Source organism: Enterobacter cloacae complex sp. SHL022, assembly GCF_049237785.1.
GTDB classification, from domain to species: domain Bacteria; phylum Pseudomonadota; class Gammaproteobacteria; order Enterobacterales; family Enterobacteriaceae; genus Enterobacter; species Enterobacter hormaechei_C.
In genome coordinates this window covers 1-19,380 of the sequence record NZ_JBMKJH010000014.1, presented here as the reverse complement: position 1 = coordinate 19,380, position 19,380 = coordinate 1, and the positions used below count along the sequence as shown (strand labels likewise).

At 51.4% G+C, this 19,380-nt stretch carries 13 protein-coding genes and 3 pseudogenes; all 16 read right to left on the bottom strand.

All coding sequences use genetic code 11. The features are described 5' to 3' along the window. Window positions 1-20: 20 nt before the first annotated feature. On the bottom strand, window positions 21-476 hold the full coding sequence (gene tssE, locus ACOTZD_RS21265; RefSeq protein WP_045329930.1) for a type VI secretion system baseplate subunit TssE: 456 nt from the start codon (window positions 474-476) through the stop codon (window positions 21-23). Further along, window positions 476-1,021, bottom strand: coding sequence for a type VI secretion system lipoprotein TssJ (tssJ, locus tag ACOTZD_RS21260; RefSeq protein ID WP_045333095.1), 546 nt, complete (start codon window positions 1,019-1,021; stop codon window positions 476-478). The genes tssE and tssJ overlap by 1 nt, the downstream gene beginning before the upstream one ends. Further along, window positions 999-2,084, bottom strand: a complete 1,086-nt coding sequence (gene tssG, locus ACOTZD_RS21255) for a type VI secretion system baseplate subunit TssG (RefSeq protein WP_174402400.1) — start codon at window positions 2,082-2,084, stop codon at window positions 999-1,001. The genes tssJ and tssG overlap by 23 nt, the downstream gene beginning before the upstream one ends. Beyond that, window positions 2,048-3,802, bottom strand: coding sequence for a type VI secretion system baseplate subunit TssF (gene tssF / locus ACOTZD_RS21250; protein ID WP_023324761.1), 1,755 nt, complete (start codon window positions 3,800-3,802; stop codon window positions 2,048-2,050). Before tssF ends, tssG begins: the two co-directional genes overlap by 37 nt. Window positions 3,803-3,843: 41 nt before the next feature. Continuing rightward, window positions 3,844-5,445, bottom strand: coding sequence for a type VI secretion system protein TssA (gene tssA / locus ACOTZD_RS21245; protein WP_058663420.1), 1,602 nt, complete (start codon window positions 5,443-5,445; stop codon window positions 3,844-3,846). Then, window positions 5,445-8,843, bottom strand: coding sequence for an ImcF-related family protein (locus tag ACOTZD_RS21240; protein ID WP_421636366.1), 3,399 nt, complete (start codon window positions 8,841-8,843; stop codon window positions 5,445-5,447). The genes tssA and ACOTZD_RS21240 overlap by 1 nt, the downstream gene beginning before the upstream one ends. 5 nt (window positions 8,844-8,848) lie before the next feature. Beyond that, a complete protein-coding gene (locus ACOTZD_RS21235; protein ID WP_045347397.1) occupies window positions 8,849-10,279 on the bottom strand; it encodes a hypothetical protein in 1,431 nt (476 codons plus the stop codon). Next, window positions 10,279-10,542, bottom strand: a complete 264-nt coding sequence (locus ACOTZD_RS21230) for a PAAR domain-containing protein (protein ID WP_032648447.1) — start codon at window positions 10,540-10,542, stop codon at window positions 10,279-10,281. The genes ACOTZD_RS21235 and ACOTZD_RS21230 overlap by 1 nt, the downstream gene beginning before the upstream one ends. An 88-nt stretch (window positions 10,543-10,630) precedes the next feature. Continuing rightward, window positions 10,631-12,244: pseudogene (locus ACOTZD_RS21225) on the bottom strand (T6SS effector phospholipase Tle3 domain-containing protein). A gap of 32 nt (window positions 12,245-12,276) precedes the next feature. Then, window positions 12,277-12,564 (bottom strand): T6SS effector phospholipase Tle3 domain-containing protein, encoded by a 288-nt coding sequence (locus ACOTZD_RS21220; RefSeq protein WP_174402397.1) that lies wholly within the window; start codon window positions 12,562-12,564, stop codon window positions 12,277-12,279. Further along, window positions 12,554-13,603, bottom strand: a complete 1,050-nt coding sequence (locus ACOTZD_RS21215; protein WP_045344308.1) for a T6SS immunity protein Tli3 family protein — start codon at window positions 13,601-13,603, stop codon at window positions 12,554-12,556. The genes ACOTZD_RS21220 and ACOTZD_RS21215 overlap by 11 nt, the downstream gene beginning before the upstream one ends. A gap of 1 nt (window position 13,604) precedes the next feature. Beyond that, window positions 13,605-14,201: pseudogene (locus tag ACOTZD_RS21210) on the bottom strand (DUF2345 domain-containing protein); the annotation flags it as partial. Further along, window positions 14,167-14,427 carry a PAAR domain-containing protein gene (locus ACOTZD_RS21205; protein WP_174402396.1) on the bottom strand — a complete coding sequence of 87 codons (261 nt, stop codon included), beginning with the start codon at window positions 14,425-14,427 and terminating at the stop codon, window positions 14,167-14,169. The pseudogene ACOTZD_RS21210 and the gene ACOTZD_RS21205, both read right to left, overlap by 35 nt. Further along, window positions 14,428-16,359: a T6SS effector phospholipase Tle3 domain-containing protein gene (locus ACOTZD_RS21200; RefSeq protein WP_047365116.1), complete on the bottom strand. Its 1,932-nt coding sequence runs from the start codon at window positions 16,357-16,359 to the stop codon at window positions 14,428-14,430. Window positions 16,360-16,612: 253 nt separating this feature from the next. Beyond that, entirely contained in the window at window positions 16,613-19,105 is a 2,493-nt protein-coding gene (locus tag ACOTZD_RS21195; protein WP_174402395.1) for a type VI secretion system Vgr family protein, read from the bottom strand. Next, window positions 19,102-19,380 (bottom strand): annotated as a pseudogene (locus ACOTZD_RS21190) (type VI secretion system ATPase TssH); the annotation flags it as partial. The gene ACOTZD_RS21195 and the pseudogene ACOTZD_RS21190, both read right to left, overlap by 4 nt.

Sequence of the window (19,380 nt, the reverse complement as noted above, 5' to 3'; positions counted from 1 at the left end):
TGTTTTAACCTGAGTAATAACTAGATGGCGGCTCGTGCATCGAGGTATTGCTGTTGTTTCAGATGACGGATTAATACCCTGCCCTCGGGCATAAATTCCGTGCCGTAGCGCACCAGCCCGACCCCCTTCAGCTCCGCATCAATGGCGTAGCGGAGTTCACCGGGCTGAATCTGTTCCTGCATCACCACGTTAATCCGGCTCAGGCGCGGCTCGTATTTCAGCAACACGGCCGACAGTGTGGTAATCAGCTGGTGGGCGGTCCCGGGCATTCCCTGGAGGATTTTTGTCATATCCGGCAGGCCGTAGTCCGGCAGGTGAGCCAGCGTACCGGCGCGGCAGTTGAGGATGCGCTGCATGTTATCGAGTACTGATAAAATCACCTGATTCTGTTCGCTGACCTGGTTGAGGCTCAGGCCACCTGAGAAATTGCCGCTCAGCATTTCATACAGCGATGGCGCATTATGTCCCTTTGGCATCAGTCATCCTTCAATGGCTGTAACGTCAGGTGGTTATTCCCGGCCTCCAGAATGCGCGGCTTATCCGGATCGAGATCTTCACGTTTTAGAACCTGCTTCCAGGTATTGTTGACCAGGTCCGGGTGACGAAACAGGCCGACTACCGCGACAAACTGCGTTTCTTCTTCCATTGGCATATCAAGATTTGTATCACCGCCCGGTTTTACGACCACATCGCGGGTCGCCATCAGGTCGGTTTTCAGGATAGTTTCGCCATCGTTCAGTAGTTGCTGGTAAACCGTTTTATCGAAGATTTTACGGTCTTTCAGCTGATAGACACGAACTACCACCGGCTCGGAGAGTGAGTTACTTTCGCGGGAATCGGTGTTTAGCGCTTCACGCGCCGTGAAATCCAGGTGCAGCATCTTAATTTTTTTGTAGAACACGGCGTTAAATGCCGATTTGGTGCCATCGGTGATACCCTGCGTCATCCCGCACCCCGTCAGGCTGAACGCCAGCAGTGCAGGCAACCAGCCTGCGGATTTAATCAAACTTGTACGTAACACGTCGGTTTCCTTGTTGTGGTATTGCCGGCTTCAGGCCAGTGTAATAGCCCAGTTCCGTCGTAAAGGTCGGTGGGATATCGTCTTTAAGTTCCCCCTCATCAGCACCCAGCACGCCGTTCATCCCGAGCCAGAAAGGGCCTTCGCCAAGCGGCGGAACGGCCAGCAGTCGGGTCCGTGTGGTCAGGGTGAGCTTTGCTTTAAAACGCCAGCCGAGCCAGACACGAAGCATCACCAGAAAGTCCTGATACAGCAGACCGTCCGGCTTCCAGCCCTGTGCCTCCTGTTCATTATCCGTTGTAAGCGCAACCAGCAGTTGGCTACCCGCATCCATCGCTTCGTCACCCAGTGGCGTGTTGCCGTCCAGCAGAAAATCGTCATCACCGTAAAAGCCCAGCGGCTGACCCATTTCCACCGGCCGCAGGCAGTATGGACTGACCTTCACGGTGGTATCCGGGGCCAGCAACGTCACCAGCGCCTGCATTCCCTCCTGAGTTTTGCCCGGTTGCTGTAGAACACCCAGCAGAGCCAGAAAACGGGATACTGGTGTGGCAATGTGGTCTGCTGTGCCGGGAATACCCAATCCCACCAGGCCCAGCAGTGACTGCGAGATGCTGTCCGTACCACCGGGTTCAAAGGTGGCCGGATAAGAGTATTTACGCCAGATACGGTAAAACTGCGTCAGAATGCGATGGCTGAAAATATCCAGAAAACCCTGTAGTGCGTCATGCCCTTCCCGACGCTGAGCGATGTCATCGAGATACGCCATCGGCAGGGGTGAGTCGACACCGTACATTCCCATAAAGGTCGTGCGGATAAGTGGTGGCCGGCTGTCATCATCCTCATCATACTCCACGGCTTTCAGCTCACTGGCCGGAAATCCCATCCCCGGATGCGGGGCAAAGCGTACCGGGTCATCGCCCGGGTGACTGGTCGAGCCCATCAGCGGCCTGCCCGGGTTACGCTTCTCCAGCAACTGGCATAAACGGTAAAAGTTAATACGATGCAGGTCGGCTTCCAGCCGTGGGCTCAGCCGGGAATGCGGCGGTTGTGCTTCTCTTCCCATTCCAGGCGTTCTCCGGTCGGTTGCAGAATGATAATCAGGCGGTTAAACAAATAGATGTCAGTGTATAGCGCAAAGAATCGGCTCATCATCTCGCCAAATAAGCAGATGTCGCCGCGTCCGGCAAAGCCATTGCTGTCCAGCGTGACTTCAATCTGCACGCCACGGACCAGGTAGCCCTGTTCAAAGCGCTCCGTTTCACTGTGCTTCACCTCGAGGATGGCTTCCAGACGGCGACGGTTCATCTCGCTGTCGGTCCATTCATACAGCGCCAGGGTACCGCGCAGCACGTCGGCATTATCCATCATCGACAGAAATCCGCTGCCAAGGTGACTCAGTACGCGCCAGTGAAAACGGTCCTGCGCAGGTGGGTAACAAGGCAGCGTCGGCGCACACAGGTTTCGCACGGCAATGCTGACCGAAGTGGTTTTCATCACCGTATCAAGCACGGTGCTTTGCAGCGCACGTCGTGGCAGTTGACCATTGGTGCCGGTGAGCGTCAGCGACAGGCTTTCGTCTTCCGGGACGGTATGATTATCAAATGCTTCGCCGCCAAGGATGAGCCAGGTGTTATGCAGGCCGGACGGACCGCGGCGCACGCGGGTGTGGTAGTAATATTCCGGTGCTTCATGACGCATCATTCCTCCCTTATGACGGAAGCTCGAAAACGGCACGTAGGTATGCTGGCTCGATGACATCACCGAATCCACGGTATATATCTCGGTATGGCCATCCTGGACGCGCATCGGGCGCAGCATGTATTCGGTTTGCAGAGAATTGAGCGTCAGCGGATCGGATTCCAGCGGGAACAGGTTAATGACCGGCACACAATTCAGGCGCAGGTGCTTTTCGGTAAAGCTGAAGTCATGCTCCCAGCGTTCCGCCAGCACCACGTCGATTTCAAACCACGGGATCTCAGCCGGAAAGACCACGCTGTCAAGCCCGCGCAGCCCCGTAAACATGAATTTTTCGCGAAAGGTGAAGTACTCCAGCAGCAACTGGTAACCGCTGAAACTACTGTCCCCCTTCGGCCACAGTCTGTCATCATCACCAAATCCCAGTGCGGTGAAATACCCGTCCATCGGCCTTCTGTCCGCGTCACCCGGCATGCGTAGCCACAGGCGCGCAGTATTCATGGTAAAGGCTTCATGCATGGCGCAGGCCAGCGGTGCGTCAGCGTTGAAGTAGAACGGGATCTGGCTGAGATCGACACGGCTCCAGTCAGCAAGATGGCTACAACTGAAGCGCAGGCTGATGACAGAGCGCCCGTCAGGATCAGTCGACAGGCGGGCATGCTCCAACGCCAGTGGCTGAAGGGTTATTTCTTTAGTTGTGGTGTAGCGACAACGCGTGCCTTTTTCACCGATCGGCCGCGAATTGACCTCGAAACCTCTGGCAATACGCATCGGTTCTTTCATCTCACGCCAGACAGGAGTGAACTCCACCACCGACATCGAGGGAATAGTGCGCAGGTAATGCGGCCACAGCAGACTGACCAGCCCTTCAGTTAGTTCAGGCAGGTCGTCATCAAGCTTCTCACGCAGGCGGCCCATCAGGAAGGCAAAGCCCTCGAACAGGCGCTCCACGTATGGGTCGCGCGCGCCCGCTTTATCGAGATTGAGCATTGCTGCCTGCTCCGGGTGAGCGCGGGCAAATTCTTCGCCGGCTTCCAGCAGGTAGCGCATTTCAGCGTCGTAATAACGCAGGGTTAAGTCGTCCATATGAACCTGAATATGTGTGTTTTAAAGGTATGTCAGTCGCTTTACCCGCAAAGCACCGCACTGCCTGCCGGGTCAAGCGCAATCAGACCCGCCAGAAGCTGGTCCATCTCTGGCTGAAGCCGTGACTTGTCGGTTTCACTGCGGGCGGCTTTCATGCGCAGCAGCCTGAGACGGCGCGATTTCACTTCAAACAACAGCGCCGGTGTCCACTGAGTGAGGGTGATGGCCTGTGCTGCACCGTCAAGTTCACCCAGCAGATGCAGGGCCAGTTCATTCCTACCCTTCTGCTCCGCCACACGTGCCATCAGCAGGCGCAGCAGCCATTTGTCTTTCGTTGAGTCCGTACCCGGGCGCGTCTGCAGCCAGTGGAATGTGGCATCCAGACCATCCGTGTCCGCTTTCTCCAAAGCTTCCGGTTCAAGGGCCAGAATATCGTTGCCAGTTTCACTCACGGCATTGACAGGTTCATCCCGCCAGTTGGACATCTCGTCGAGCACGCTCTGGTTTATCCAGTTCAGCGTGACCTCATCAGCAAAGGGTGTGCCGTCATTGAAGGCCAGCGTTTCAAGTCCAGGAAGGCGCCGCAGCAGCCCTTTCAGGTCAGCGGTAATGATATCGGCCAGCACATCCTGGCCTGATTTAATCAGGGCCTGATGGATGTACCACTGCAAATCCAGCCAGAGATGATTGGCGCCACGCGAGAAAGTGCTGTCCGCTTGTTCCAGTATCTCCAGCCAGCTCTGTTGCAAATACAGCCGTTTAAGCATTGCACGCTGGTCAGCCCGCGGCGGTTCGATGCGCGTTTTCCCTTCGGCATCCGGTGCCGGGATCGCTCTCAGCGTGTCGTGACGCAGACTTTTCATCAGCCGGTGTGCGGCAAGCCAGCCATCAGGTTGCTCACGCAAATATCCCGTCAGGGTTCGGGCCTGAGCCAGCAAATCCTGACCGGACGTGATGCGGCTCAGCACTGGCGCGTCCTGTTCTGCCGTATGAAATGCTGGATGCTCGCGTGTTTTACTGCTGGCGTTCTGGGGTATTACCGCATCCACGCCACCGGCTTTCATCAGGCGGGCTCCCAGCGCGCTGTACAGGGCACTCAGATCTGGACGTGACGCTTCAGGCTCAGTTTCAAGACTGTCTCGGATGAGCAGCAACGCACCGGTCGTACGCTGGGCATCGTCGCGTACCACTTCTGGCCAGAGTAACAGGCTGTCAAGTAGACGAGAGCCTGCGAGCCACTCCAGCGCCGGTTTACGGCTTCGCTCGCGCTGAGGATGGAGCTGTGTTCCATACTGGGTTAGTAATCCCGCCAGTAACTCAAGCCCTTCAGCAAACCCGGTTTCACCGTCCTGGTGCAAGCGCGCCCAACAATAGTAAGTAGCAACCCGGACATCTTTGGCCTCTGTGGTCAGCACCTTTTCAGCCAGCTGGCAAATCAGCCCGGTATCAATGCCGGAAAGTTTATTGACCTCCTCCCGGATACGCTGGAAATCATCGTCATAACCCGGGTCTTCTCCTGTAGGATTGATCTCACTGATAGGGGTAAGCCAGCGCTGCCAGCTTTCCATACGTGACTGCGCCTGCTGTCGCAGCAAGGTTTCATCCGCCTGGAAGGCAACAACCAGATTCTGCAAAGCGTCCATTATTCGACTCCGTCCATGTCACTGTTTTCTGTGTTGGTCATCAGCGCCTGCGCCATAGCCGCGCTGTCGACGCTGAATATTTGATCTGGCAGCGTAAAACCCCGGAGTGCCAGTAACGCCAGCGGCCCACTGCCCAGTTGTGAACGCAGTACCCACTGTAGGGTCCGACCATCCGGGGCGGTAAAACTCATCATCCACTGACTGCGGTCTAGCTGCTCTCTCTTACTTTCATCCAGCCAGCGAATAAAGCCCCAGGTTCCGCTGTAATCACCAAACAGACGTGCGCCCGCATTGACGGTGGTCCATGTCAGCATGGTTCCGGGCTTGTAGGTGTCACCAGGCCAACGGAAGCTCTGCCAGTCTGCCATCTGGTTGAAGTAGTGCAGCTTTTGTCCATCAATAGTCAGTTGCGTTTCTACCACCTGCGGTACCGGACGCGCCTGTAGCTCAAAACTGATGCCCTGACTGCCGTCGGTAAATAAGATATCCGATAGCTGGGTGAGCTGATTAATCGCCCGCAGGAAGGCTGGATTAAAGCTCAGCCCCTGGCTATTAACCTTATCCGGCACCCACTGGCTGCCCTCCTTGTGCAGCACACCGCCGAGTTCCGTGGTCAGGAAGCGCTCAATGCGTCCGCTATCCTTACGCACAAACTCAGCCAGCATTGGCAGAGAGGAATCACTCTTGCTGATAGCGAATGGGAAACGTCCGTCAAATGCCGTATGCCAGTTCGCCACCACGGAGCGACTCCATTTGTCATTCAGGCTCGCTGCCGATGGCTGAAGCACAGTTTCCCAGGCCTGGGTCAGTGGCTGCACAAACATGGTGCTGCCAAAACCACTCCACTCTTCGCCCAGGCTTGCAGCAATCAGGCTGCCGTACTGCTGGGTGTCGGTCAGGTCCACGCTTTTGCCCTGGAACACGGTCTGCGCCAGGCTCTGCATCATTTCCTGAGGGTCAGAGGCGCTGGCGACCTGTTGCAGACGCAGACGCACACGGGTGATACGGGTAAGATACGTTTGCAGGCTCAGTGAGTTGTCAGCCGACATAACGTTGCTGCCTTTGTTTTTACCCATAAGTGCCAGCAACGGTCCAAAGGTTTCATCCAGTGGGCCCTGCGGGCCTGAGGCTGACTGGTCAATTACCGGTTTGTCCTTCCCGCCTACCAGGTCTTTAGCCGATTTGATGATGGAGTCCGACAGGCCTTCACTCTTCTGGCCGGTCTGCCCCTGCCAGGCGAGGGTGTTCATCAGGGCAATCAGCGGTGACTGGCGAACATCACTCATCAGCGTCAGCTGGTCGGTGACGTCTGCAATATTGTTTGCCGGATTAAGTTGCAGGCTGTTGAGGAAGCTCAGCCAGCTACCGGCAAAGTCGGTGAAGTAGCGTTCCGTCAGACGTGCTTTCAGTGCTTCCGGCGACAGGTCTGAGGAGACGGCTTTCCGGCTGTCGCTCAGCACCCAGTCAATTTCATCGCGGCGGGAGTTCGCCGCTTTCTCAATGGCCTGCTGAATACCTCCCTCCCAGGCCTGACGGGTGAACATGCCCGGCACAACCTCATCGGTGGTAAACAGGCGACGGGCATCGGTACCGCCGGTCATGTCCTCCAGAGACACATCGGCGAAGTTACGACGCACGGATTTGAGCATGTTCTCGTACAGCGTACTTTCCGCGTTGCGCCGTCCAATTTGCTGCAACAGCACCTGGCGGCTCTGGCTGACCAGTTGCGCATCCGGTGTGGTTTTCCACTGTGGCTGCGCTGGCAGTTCGGTGATGTAGAAAGCCCACAAATCTGGTGACAGGCTTTGCCACAGGCCAGCTGAGATGCCTAAACGCGTCGGCTGCACGGTTTTCATGGTTTGCGCGTAGAATGCACCATCAGCTTTATCCGGCCGGGTCATCATCAGCCAGGCTTTCAGCTGGTCATAACCCGGTTTCGCCATCTGTGTCCGCTGGTCGCTGTTGGGTGCCGAATTGACCAGCGCAATGAGCTTCTGCTTAAGCGCTTCATTTGCCGGGTCACGTATCAGACGGTTGTTCGCCACCCCGTACCAGGGCAGCATTGCGTCAAGCAACTGCTGATCATGGTTCAGACCAAAGCGCTGATACCATGGCGTGCCGTCCTGAATATGGTGCAGCAGGCGACCGGCATTATTACGCAAAGCATGCAGGGCAGTCAGTTGGTAATCCGATACAGAAGGGTGCTCCACCAGAGCATGAGCCTGCTGTGCAACAGAAACTATTTGTGACCGGTTGACCGCAAACGACAGCAGCGTCCCTCCCCCCCAGACACTGATGATGGCCATCAGTGTCCAGGCCATCGCCCGTTCCCACCGCATACCGACACGACGGCCATGTATGCGGGTGCAGTCGTCAACAATACCCTGCCAGGTTGCTGGCAGAGTCAGGGCATGACGCTGTGATCCATAATTCTCAGCGTCGGCTGTTCCCGCTGACATTCCGGCAGGTTTCTTCTCCGACAGGCTGAACATCAGACCACGCAGCGGGACGCGCTGCTGAGAAACAAAGAGCCATGGCTGCAACTGCTGAGCCCAGCGGGCAATAGCACCGTCGTTCAGGTGCTGGCTCAGGCGCAGCAGGAAGTCGTGGCTGCTGTTTTCCGCGACCTGACTCATCCCCTGCGTCCGCAGGGCCGGCAGCATCAGTTCCAGCTGGCGGATCACATCGTCTTCTTTTGCGCGTGGTGGAAAGCTTGCGCCTACCGCCTGCTCAGGACGCGTACCCTGCGACCAGTGACTGCTGCACAGTTGCCACAGCCAGACCGGAGCGGAATAACGCAGCAGTTCGCTGATTTTTTCCAGGCCGCGTAAATCGCTGTCGCTGATATGTGGGGTCAGCTTAAGCGACTCGGGCAGTACACGGATAATCCCGTCCAGAGGGCGCCCGCGGCGTAGTTTACGCAGCGCTGTGTATTTTTCGCGGTCAGGCTCCGATGCCAGGCTGCCGCCATAAATCAGCACGGTGCGGTTGCCTTCAAGCCACTGCTGCTGTTGCAGGCCGGCTACCAGTTGCTCAATCGCGGCTTCATCGCCGGTGATCAGCAGCAGGCGGACTTTACGCCGCCAGAAGAACGAGTGCCGCCTTCTGAGATTCCTGCTCAGTGCTGAAAAATCATATTGATCCGACGCGCTTTCTTCGTTGGGATTGTTTTCACCATCAGGCGTAACGGGATAGGGATTTTGTTGCCTGGACAACGTAAAGAACACCAGGGTGCATAATGTGGCGGTCAGAATGATGCAACCTGCCAGCACATACCAGAAATTATCGTCACCGCTACCGGACGGTAACTGCGCTGTCTGTGCAAAAATAAAGAGTATCATCAGCAGAACTGCCACGATAAGTAGTCCTGCTCCCAGTGGCTTTGAAACCTTTTTCATGCCGGTTATTCCTTTCCGGAGTGTCGTGCAACCCTGATAAATTCCGGGCGCTGAAGACAGGCTGTAATTCGTCTCAGCAAAATGGCCAGCCCAGGCAATGTCACAATCATTGAAAGCAGAAGAAGAGAGATCCCTGCCCAGGAGAATGCAGTTGAAGGGAAATAGCGGATCATCAGACTGTACAGCCCAGCATTAAGCAGTAATGCCATAAGAACAGATCCCCCGGGAAAGGGAGGCTGAATCACGAAATGATCATGCCCGACTGCAGGAGCGGCGTTTCCGAGCGACACAGCCCAGGCATCGTCTTCACCTTCGAGAAGAAGCCACTGGCTGGTGGGGCCATAAGCAGCCATCTCAGCCGCAGCGCCAGTCATTGCCCAGCCAGCAAGACCGCCATACCGGACACTGGCGGTGTCATAGTCAATGACACCGCCAGTGCCAATGCTATCGTACAAAGGAACCGACAGATCATTCAGCACCCTGCTCACTGACTGTCTTGGCGCATCTGAGAGCCCACTGTGCCAGACAAGGTGTTTCTTGCTGGCAGACGTGAGGGCCATATCCCGTAATTCAGTGAGTTCCGTTGCAAGCATACGGGTGTTGAGCGGCATCGCCCGGAAAAGCCGTAATGCATTTTTTTGCTCACCCGGATTCAGCATCGATGGTGGCATCAAAAATAACGCGCTGGCAAATTCCGGCAGAACATCATTGGGCAAACGATAGTGCATTGCCAGTACCAGTACGGGCCGCTTTGTTGACGCCACAAATTGATTCCAGCCATCAAAGGATGAGTCTGCGTCCTGAAAATGAATCTCAGCTTTCCAGGGAGGGGAACCTGCTGACCAGATACGATAGAATGACTGAGATTCACGGTCTTTGTCGCTACCGTTGGTCTGAACAATAATCTGGAGTGGGCCGGAAGGATATCGCCGCCGAATCGAGGGCATTATCTGAGCAATGAGATGACGAAGCAGCTGCTCAAAACGTGAAATACCGGGTGTAAGCGGTTCGTCTGGCAACATCGTGAGAGGCGATGTGTCTGCACTTTCCTCTTCCTGCGTATGTGCGAGACGATCTAACAGTCCCGTATCGGCAGTAATGAAAACATGGCTGAGAATGACAAGATGCTGTTGTGCACGTAAGCGCCACTTCAGACGCATGTTCCGGCACCACTCATTCCAGTTCCAGACACGAACTGCCAGCATTTCCTGCCTGAAAGTGTAGACCGCGATGGCAGCCGAAATGCCCGCAAATGTCCAGGCCGTCAGTGGCAACCAGGCCCCACTGCTCAATGAAAGTAACCCTGTCGCCGGAGATTTCAGTACAGCAACAAGCAGCCCGGTGAAAAGTCCGAGAATAATAATCAACAGACAGTTCCACGGTGACCAGGATGGTGCCTGCTCTTTTTCAGGCACTTCCGGCAGAGACCATCCCATCAGCCAACCTCCATATCCGGCATACTTGCGATGACACTCGAACCACACTGCGTCTTGCAGCCATGCAATACAATTCCACGCCCGTTTTCTTCATACGCAGAAACATCGCATTCAATAATTTTATTCATACCATGTTCCGGGCAACTGACGGTATCATTCAAAAGTGCGGCATTTTTACCGGATATATCGAAACTGGATGAGGCTGATGTGACTTTGCCACCATGCGTAGTGGCATCCCCTAAAACGACGACAAATTTCCCCATTTGCTAATCCTTTAATTCGAAGAAAACAACTGAATATATAGCGTTGAATTTTAGCAAACTCACTGAACAACAACCTACCGAAGTGTGTTTATGCTTTATTTACAGCTCTATATGCTGGCAGCTTACTTTGCTCTTTATAAAATTCATCAACAACAGTGTCCTGACTAATTAAATCAGGTTCAGGTACTTTGTCTGGCTCTCCACTGGAGAGATAAGGATCCTCTCCCTGCGTCCAGTCCGCTTTTCGCCGTAAATCTGCCATAAATTCTTTATCCCAGGTTGCATCGCAATACCCAATCGGTAAATCATATGCCACCACCTGAGACATGAAATCAGCACGCATAGGAAGAGTACTATGATCTGTGGGCTGAGAAACATAGGTTCTTATGCGAAGATCCTTTTCTTCAAATGTCTCCTTACGGGTCACAGGCACCATTCGGGGCTCAGATTCAGTTCCCACATTTTTAAATCCAATCACAATATCCTGATTGGGGTATAAATTGATGTAATTGTCATAGGTATTGTCGTTTTTTAGATTTTTATCCGGATTAATTTCCCCCCAGCCATCTATCTGTCTGTCATAGTGTTCAGCTCCAACACGTGATACATCAAAATTAGCTAATTTTGCAGCATCTATAGGTTCAGGTACCTTTTCGGCATTAATAAAAACCGTTTGCCATTCCGGAGGATCTGGATAGGTGAAACTACTGCTTTGATACTTGTCGCCTTTATCATCCCAGAACGGTTTACCATCCGGCAATTTTGCAAAAGGTGTTGCGGGATTTGGCGCTTCGCCACATGGAGTACTGCGAGCCAGCATGCGCTGAAATAAATTTCCCTGATGCTTTTTCAGCAGAGGATGAGGCTGCCCCTGAGAATTATTGGGTAATCCCTGCCAGCCAATTGAGCGTAGCGGACGTGACCCCATAACTCGATCATGAGGACAGAAGTAAATATAAGTGCGTCCGTGGTTATCTCGTTCGGCAAGACTGCTGCCACTTTCACTGGCAAGAGCGACATCTGGTCGCCAGTTCTTTTTATCTGCCGTCTGTCCGACACAAAGCCCTTCATAGCCCAGTGATGATAAATGATTTTTTCTGGAAGCCACCTTATCAATGATGGCAGATAACGTATTCTGCCGCCCTTCTGGCGAAATGCACTCATCTGCCGGAAGTGACGCCCCATTAAGATCGTTATGATCCAGTGCATAAGGAGAATTAAGTACAAATAATGCATCAGGTGCATTCCTGGCTATCGCTACCGCAGCCATTGCAACCATGGTTCCCTGGCTGTGAGAAATAATGGTTACTGTATCTTTGGGATATTTATTACGAATACTGTCAACCAGGTCTGCAAGGCGTTTTGCAGCATGCGCGTAGTATTATCGCGGTGGCGCATTGGTTAACAGGCGATCTTTGTCTTCATTAAACCACTGGACTTTGATACCTGCTACTCTCTCTTTAAACCCTGTCTCACTCCATAAAGAGTGCAGATTATTTGTACCGTTCTGGAATGGCCCGCCGCCCCAAAAAAATGGCCCCTGAGCAATAATATTTTCATGAGGCATGCCTTGCCTTTTTAAGTGATGGTAATCAACGCCTTTCCTATTGGCTAACGGTATATCATATTTATCTTCATTACCTTTAGGTGAAGCATACCCCCAGTAAAAGCGAATGACTGGAGAGGTTTCCTTCTTAGGCACAGGCAAATCTCTTTCTATAAGAGGTTCAATCTCTATTTTTTCATCAGAAAATATTTATTAGCCACCAGTTTATAATCAGTCCCTTTTAATCCAAGTCTCTTATTCAGGCCTTCACAAATTTTGTCCTCAGCAATTGAAAACCATTCTCCTGTCGAGTTAACACCATGTACAAGAATAATAATTCCAGGCAAATGTGGAGGTAAATCACACCCACCTCTGATTTGGCAATTTTTATGAGAGGGAAATGAACGCCAGGAAGGATGCCCATTATCATCAAACTTACATTCAAGTTCCCGAACAGGTTCATAATTATTGTTCATTTTTCACCACCTCCTTTTTCCCATTTGACTCATTAGTATATGTGATGGCTTTAGCTTTAATATTTTTATTACATTGATATTTAACATCAATACTTGACGTTGAAAGCTTCGGAAATTTAATTCCATCTTTATAAACTTCATCTTCAATCCTAATCTGGATTTCAGACAATTCGTTTGCCATTAAATTCCTTTCCTCATGTGTTTTCGGTGGCGTTAATGTTCTGAGATAGTCGAATATATGAAATCTAGGTCCATACTCGTTTGCATAGGGCATTTTTTTTCTTATCAGTTCTTCTTTCACTAACTCATCAATTTTTTTCTGCCAGTCATCATAAACACTGATTAAATTGCCGTCAGAAAACCTTAATTTATTCACTGAGCTAAGGTCATTGAGACCTGTAGGGCGAGAATAGCTATCCTCCGTTTTAGACTCATCCCTTAGATAAACACCATCATTAGCTACTACTACTTTAAGCTGACTAAAACGTTCTGGGGTGCTGTATTCCATAGCTACAATTTTATATATAAATGTGTTACCATGATCTGCTGAAAAGAAGAAAAACACAGGGCAACCTGTTTCTGACCTTCCACTACCACAATATTGTCTGGTAGATGCGCCAGGGAATGCCAGATAACCATTATCCGCCCCATTAATAATAGAGCCTTGATAAGCCGCAATATTATTTCCCCGGCGATATGAGAAATCATAAAAATCGTTATCCCATCCCAGGTGTGTTTTTATTCCCCTCTGAGAGTCATTGTAATATACTTGTCCACCCCTATCACAGGATATGTAGTTTTCCAGCGTCAGGTATCGATTTTTATCTATGCGATAAATAATTTGAGCAGGAGCATCTGTTTCAACTTTTCGTGACTCTTCTACCTTCTGAGAACCGCTCATTCCTCCCAGACCCACCCCAAAACTGGCTCCCATACTGGCTCCTGCCAGGAACTGTAAGCCTTTATAAATGGCATACAGGAATACACCAATAATGGCTATAATTGTAAGGACTTTCCTGTCTGACTGATTCCATCTCATCTTAATTCGCCTTTACTAAGCTGATAATCATATTGCCGATAACATCAGAAGAATTGAGTGACGTTGCTCCAGAAGCATCTGTAATACCGGAAACAACAGAACCATCTGGCATGGTGATTTTGTACGCTTTACCTGGTATAGGTTCTTTTGTCAGCGCATTTCTGATGACAAATTTCTCATCAAACGTAGAAGGTTCAAACGACTTCATCACCCCCTGCATACTGCCTATGTCCGCTTTCCTGATACCCGCGTTCTTAATCGGCAGCTTACCCGGACCACCAATCTCAACATTCCCGCCTTTGATTTTGATGTAGCCGCCACCGCATATCAGCGTCAGCTCGTCCTGTGCTGTAATGACTATTTTCCTGCCGCTTGAAATATGCGTATCCTGTGTGGACCATGTGGTGATGTTTCCGCCCTGCGCCTGAATATCAATATCGTTTTGCGAGCTGAACAGTTTTGCCCCTTCACGGCTGTACAGGCTGAGTTGTTTACCGGCCGCCAGCGTAAAGTCCTTCTGCGCACCAACATCCAGCTGTTTACCCCCTGTCAGCGTAAGATTATCACTGACTGATAGCTGCATAACTTGCAATGACACTCGCACCACACTGCGTCTTGCAGCCATGCAATACAATTCCACGCCCGTTTTCTTCATACGCAGAAACATCGCATTCAATAATTTTATTCATACCGTGTTCCGGGCAACTGACGGTATCATTCAAAAGTGCGGCATTTTTACCGGCTATATCGAAACTGGATGAGGCTGATGTAACTTTACCATCATGCGTAGTGGCATCCCCTAAAACAACGACGTATCTACTCATTTAATAACCATACTCCTTTGCCTTTTCTCGAATAATTTCCTCGATACCCGTTTCCCGACTTATCATTGAAGGTTCATTAATTCTTTCAACAACCCCAGTGTTCATATAAGGGTCTGCGCCAGTGGTCCAATCAGCAAGATATCGGAGCGTTGAAAGAAATTCTTTATCCCATGTAGCATCGCAGTAACCTATCGGTAAATCATAAGCTACTACTCTGGTCATAAATTCCTTGTTTCCGGGCAGTGTGCTGTGATCTGTTGGTTGAGAAACATAAGTTCGTAACCTTTTATCTTTTTCTTCGAAAGTTTCCTTCCTTGTTATCTCTTGCACATAACCACTTGGAAGCTCCTTATAGCCGATTACGACATCTTGGTTTGGATATAAATTGACATAGTTATCATATGTATTGTCATTTTTCTTTCCAGTTTTAGGGGCTATCTCACCCCACCCATCCTGTTGTTTTGAGCCATGCTCTTTACCTACTCTGGTTTCGTCAAATTCGGCCAGCTCACTGGGATTAATAGGCTCAGGGACTTTCTCTGCATTTACAAACACTGTTTGCCATTTTGGAGGGTCAGGATATGTAATGCTACTACTTTGATATTTATCACCATCATCATCCCAAAATGGTTTTCCATCAGGTAAAGTACCAAATGGTGTCTGCTTATCAGGATAAGAACCGCATGGCGTATTCCTGGCCAACATCCTCTGGTACAAATTATTTTTAAATTTCACAATTAATGGATGTGGATTACCATTTTTATCATTAGGTAGCCCTTGCCACCCTATCGAGCGAAGCGGTAATGACCCCATAACTCGGTCATGAGGGCAAAAATAAATATACGTTCTGCCATGATTATCACGCTCTTGTATTTTTCCAGCCCGTATTACATTCTCACCTTCAGGCTTCCAATTCGTTTTATCAGTAAACTTGCCTACACATAACCCTTTATAACCCACAGAGGACAGATGCGTGGATTGCTTTGCAATTTTTTCAATTATTGATGATAATGTATTTTCGCGTCCGCTTGGAGAAATTCTCTCTTTCTGAGGAATTGAAAGCTCATTAAGCTGGCTATTATGCATTGCATAAGGGGAGTTTAATATAAAAAGAGTATCTGGCCCTTTTTTTGCTAATGCGACTGCGGCTAGCGAAATCATTGTCCCTTGGCTATGAGAGATAATACTAACCGTATCATTTGGATATTTATCCCGGATAAGGTCTAAAAGATCTGCTAATCTCTTAGCTGCATGTGAATAGTATTTTCTTGGTGGAGCATTTGTTAAAAGTCTATCTTTATCTTCATTGAGATACTGAAGTTTTGCTCCAGAGATTCCCGCCAGATTCTCATCGAATCCATAGTCACTCCAAAGCGAGTGTAAGTTATTCGTGCCATTTTGGAATGGGCCACCTCCCCATATATATGGCCCTTTTTTTTGAATGTCATCTTGTTTTATACCTGTTCTTTTCATTTCATGATAATCTTCACCATCCGCATTAGCTAACGGGATAATATATTTATCCTCTTCCCCCCTCACAGAAGAATACCCCCAATAGAATCGAATGATTGGAGAGCGCTCAGAATTTTCAATAAGTTTTCTACGAGCTAAAGGTGAAGGTGACGAGTTACTTTTCCCTTCCTCCTTCTCACAATCTGTACTATATTTGTTCGGCTTCAATTCAAATTGAGAACCATTGAGCCCTAACCTGTCATTTAATCCTTTGCAGAGAGACTCTTCCGCATTTTGATACCATTCACCTGTTGAGTTAACCCCATGGACGAGTATTATCAAACCAGGGAGATGAGGAGGTAAATCACATCCTCCGCGGACCTTTATATTTTTATGAGAAGGGCATGAACGCCATGAAGGTTTTCCATTGTCGTCATACTTTAACTCTAAAGCCCTGGTTGTATCTGTTTTTTCACTCATTAGAAGCATCCTTTTTTATCTATTAGACAAGCCGCCACTTATCTTATTACTGGGACACCATGTGATTGGAGGATATATATAATGAAATATGATAAAACCACACACATACACCACTTGCCTGCTTTTTTCCACCCACCATTAATAGGTTTATGCAAAAAGCCAACAAAAATATATAAGATGCTACCAATTACAAGAGAATATAAACACATTATAAAGAGTATTAATCCTAACATATGTATTCCATTAATATTATTTAACGACCGGTAAGTGTTATTATCATATCATCTATCAAATCCGAAGAATTAAGCGTCGTTGCGCCCTGCGCGTCTGTTATACCAGTGACAACTGACCCGTTTGGCATAGTTATTTTATAGGCTTTTCCTGGAAGCGGCTCTTGGGTTAATGCATTTCTGATGACAAATTTCTCATCAAACGTAGAAGGTTCAAACGACTTCATCACCCCCTGCATACTGCCCGTGCCCGCTTTCCTGATGCCCGTGTTCTTAATCAGCAGTTTACCCGGACCACCAATCTCAACATTCCCGCCTTTGATTTTGATGTAGCCGCCACCACAAATCAGCGTCAGCTCGTCCTGTGCTGTAATGACCATTTTCCTGCCGCTTGAAACATGCGTATCCTGTGTGGACCACGTGGTGATGTTTCCGCCCTGCGCCTGAATATCAATGTCGTTTTGCGAGCTGAACAGTTTTGCTCCTTCACGGCTGTACAGGCTGAGTTGTTTACCGGCCGCCAGCGTAAAGTCATTCTGCGCACCGACATCCAGCTGTTTACCCGCTGTCAGCGTCATATTATCACTGGCTGATAGCTGCATATCTTCGCCGCTCACCAGTGCCATGCCTTTTGGCGCACTGCCCAGAATCACCTCTTCATGCAGTTGTTCGATTTTCTGCTTCAGGAGTTTTTGCTGACGGCCAACATCGGCAGCCAGAGCCTGAGCCTGCTGTGCGCAGGCAGCAAGGGATTCCATTTCCACTAATGCTGCTGAAAGCCGTGCGAGTGCAGGCTCCATCTCCAGCACCTGCCCCTGCGCCTTCGCCTGGCCGTCAGCACTGATAAAAATCCCCTTCTGCGCCCGGATGGCGCCCCAGCTGTCGGTTCTGAGCTCAAACCCCTCGCCGCGCTGCTGTTTCTCGCTGTCGACCAGATGGCCGAGATTGAGCTGGCTCTTGCCGCCGTACTCCGTGCTGACCTTGATATGCTCTTTCCCGCGCTCGTCGTCGAGGCGGATTTTGTTGTTCGCCGGCGTACGCAGCACGTTACGTCTGTAGTTGCGGATGGTGACGTGGTCGCCGTGCGCCGAATCGTGCAGCACGCCGGCAATGTACGGTCGGTCCGGGTTGCCGTCCTCAAAACCAATCGCCACCTCAGTGCCCGCCAGCAGCGGCAGGTGCAGGCCGTACGTGTCACCCGCATACGGGCGGGACTGACGGACCCACAGGCTCTCGAACCCGGTCTCCCAGTTCTCACGGTCAAACAGCATGTTGACGCGGTAGCGGCCGTCTTTATCGATATGCCCGTAGATGTCATTTTCAGTGGTACTGGTGACGCGGGCCGGTAAGGTACCGGCCATCACCGGACGTGAACCAGGTTCCGGGCGAAAACTGAAATCCGGGCTGTCCGGGATACCGTCAAACCTGACGCAAAAGTCCGCATCACGCTGCGCATGGCTGTGCATCGCCGTGACAACCACGCCCTGGTTAAACACTTCTGCCACTTCGTACCCGCCGGTGACTTTCAGCAGCATACCCGGAGAGAGCTCCGGACAACTGGTGAAGGCAACGGTCTGCGTCTGGTCATTCAGGTAGCGTTCGTGACGAATGCGGGCATAAAACGCCCCGGACTCCGGGGCCGGGTTGCGGTCATACGCGCTGCCGGGTGTAAGGTAGTTATCGGCCCAGTGATAGGCCTCACCGTAGGTGGTGGTATCCCCGCGGGTTGCGTCAACCCGGGTGTTCATATCCTCCGAGGCCTGACGGTAGTTGTAGTCGCGGGTGCTGACCTCCTTCTGTACCACGTTATGGTGGCACTCCATATCCCACACCGAGTCCACCCCCTGCGAGTGCTGCCCTGACGGCGGCACCGACGGCAGCGTCAGGCCTTTCTCATATCCCTGCCGGCTGTCGTAAAACTCCACCACGTCAATGTTGAGGCGCGTGTCGGTGGTGAAGCGGAACCAGATACCGACCTCACCCAGCAGGCGGGTGATAAAGTGCAGGTCGTCCTCAGCGTACTGCATCACCTGCTCACGGCGCGGATACTCTTTTGAGAGTGAGAACAGGAAGTCCTGGCCGCGCATGCCGTGGCGCTCGCGCAGGATTTTCTCCACAATCTGCGGGACGGACATATCCTGGTAGATGGCGTTCTGGTGCGAGCGGCTGAGCAGGGCCAGACGCGGCTCAAGTGTCACTGCGTAACGGGTTTCATCCTTTGAGGTACCCAGGCGTTCAAAACCCGTGACCACGCCCTGAATCACCCGCACCGGCTGCTGTATTTTGATGCCGTACCCCTGGTCTACCGGGGCCTGAAGCGTCAGGGAAGCCGCTTTCATCAGCATCATCTCTTTGCTGATGGCATGGTCCGCGCTGGTGAATTCAGTACGGTAGCTGAACGGCGTGCTCAGAGCTTCATCACCCTCAAACGCCAGCACATCAAGCCCTGCATCGCAGCCCTTCACCGAAAGCAGGTGATGGCTGTGGCTGAATCTTAGCGGGGGATTATTGCTCATGCGTGCACTCCTTCTGTCCGGTCAAACTCGAGCACTATGCCCTCTTCCTCATCCCAGCCCAGCGTCAGGGTATGCGGCTTCTGCCCCGCTGCCATATGCATCAGCAACTGCTGGCTCAGCACCGGCAGAATCTGCTGGTTCAGCAGGCTGTCAACATTGCGTGCCCCGGTGTCCGGCAGCAGGCAGGCATCAGTCAGCGCGTCGTACAGGTTCTCATTAATGTGCGTGGTCAGGCCGTAATGACGATGCAGACGTTTACTGACCTGCGCCAGCTT

Bases quoted from the DNA above. Each gene is read 5' to 3' on its own strand.
- tssE (WP_045329930.1), bottom strand. From the start codon at position 476: ATGCCAAAGGGACATAATGCGCCATCGCTGTATGAAATGCTGAGCGGC.
- tssG (WP_174402400.1), bottom strand. From the start codon at position 2,084: ATGGGAAGAGAAGCACAACCGCCGCATTCCCGGCTGAGCCCACGGCTG.
- tssF (WP_023324761.1), bottom strand. From the start codon at position 3,802: ATGGACGACTTAACCCTGCGTTATTACGACGCTGAAATGCGCTACCTG.
- tssA (WP_058663420.1), bottom strand. From the start codon at position 5,445: ATGGACGCTTTGCAGAATCTGGTTGTTGCCTTCCAGGCGGATGAAACC.
- ACOTZD_RS21240 (WP_421636366.1), bottom strand. From the start codon at position 8,843: ATGAAAAAGGTTTCAAAGCCACTGGGAGCAGGACTACTTATCGTGGCA.
- ACOTZD_RS21235 (WP_045347397.1), bottom strand. From the start codon at position 10,279: ATGGGATGGTCTCTGCCGGAAGTGCCTGAAAAAGAGCAGGCACCATCC.
- ACOTZD_RS21230 (WP_032648447.1), bottom strand. From the start codon at position 10,542: ATGGGGAAATTTGTCGTCGTTTTAGGGGATGCCACTACGCATGGTGGC.
- ACOTZD_RS21220 (WP_174402397.1), bottom strand. From the start codon at position 12,564: ATGAACAATAATTATGAACCTGTTCGGGAACTTGAATGTAAGTTTGAT.
- ACOTZD_RS21215 (WP_045344308.1), bottom strand. From the start codon at position 13,603: ATGAGATGGAATCAGTCAGACAGGAAAGTCCTTACAATTATAGCCATT.
- ACOTZD_RS21205 (WP_174402396.1), bottom strand. From the start codon at position 14,427: ATGAGTAGATACGTCGTTGTTTTAGGGGATGCCACTACGCATGATGGT.
- ACOTZD_RS21200 (WP_047365116.1), bottom strand. From the start codon at position 16,359: ATGAGTGAAAAAACAGATACAACCAGGGCTTTAGAGTTAAAGTATGAC.
- ACOTZD_RS21195 (WP_174402395.1), bottom strand. From the start codon at position 19,105: ATGAGCAATAATCCCCCGCTAAGATTCAGCCACAGCCATCACCTGCTT.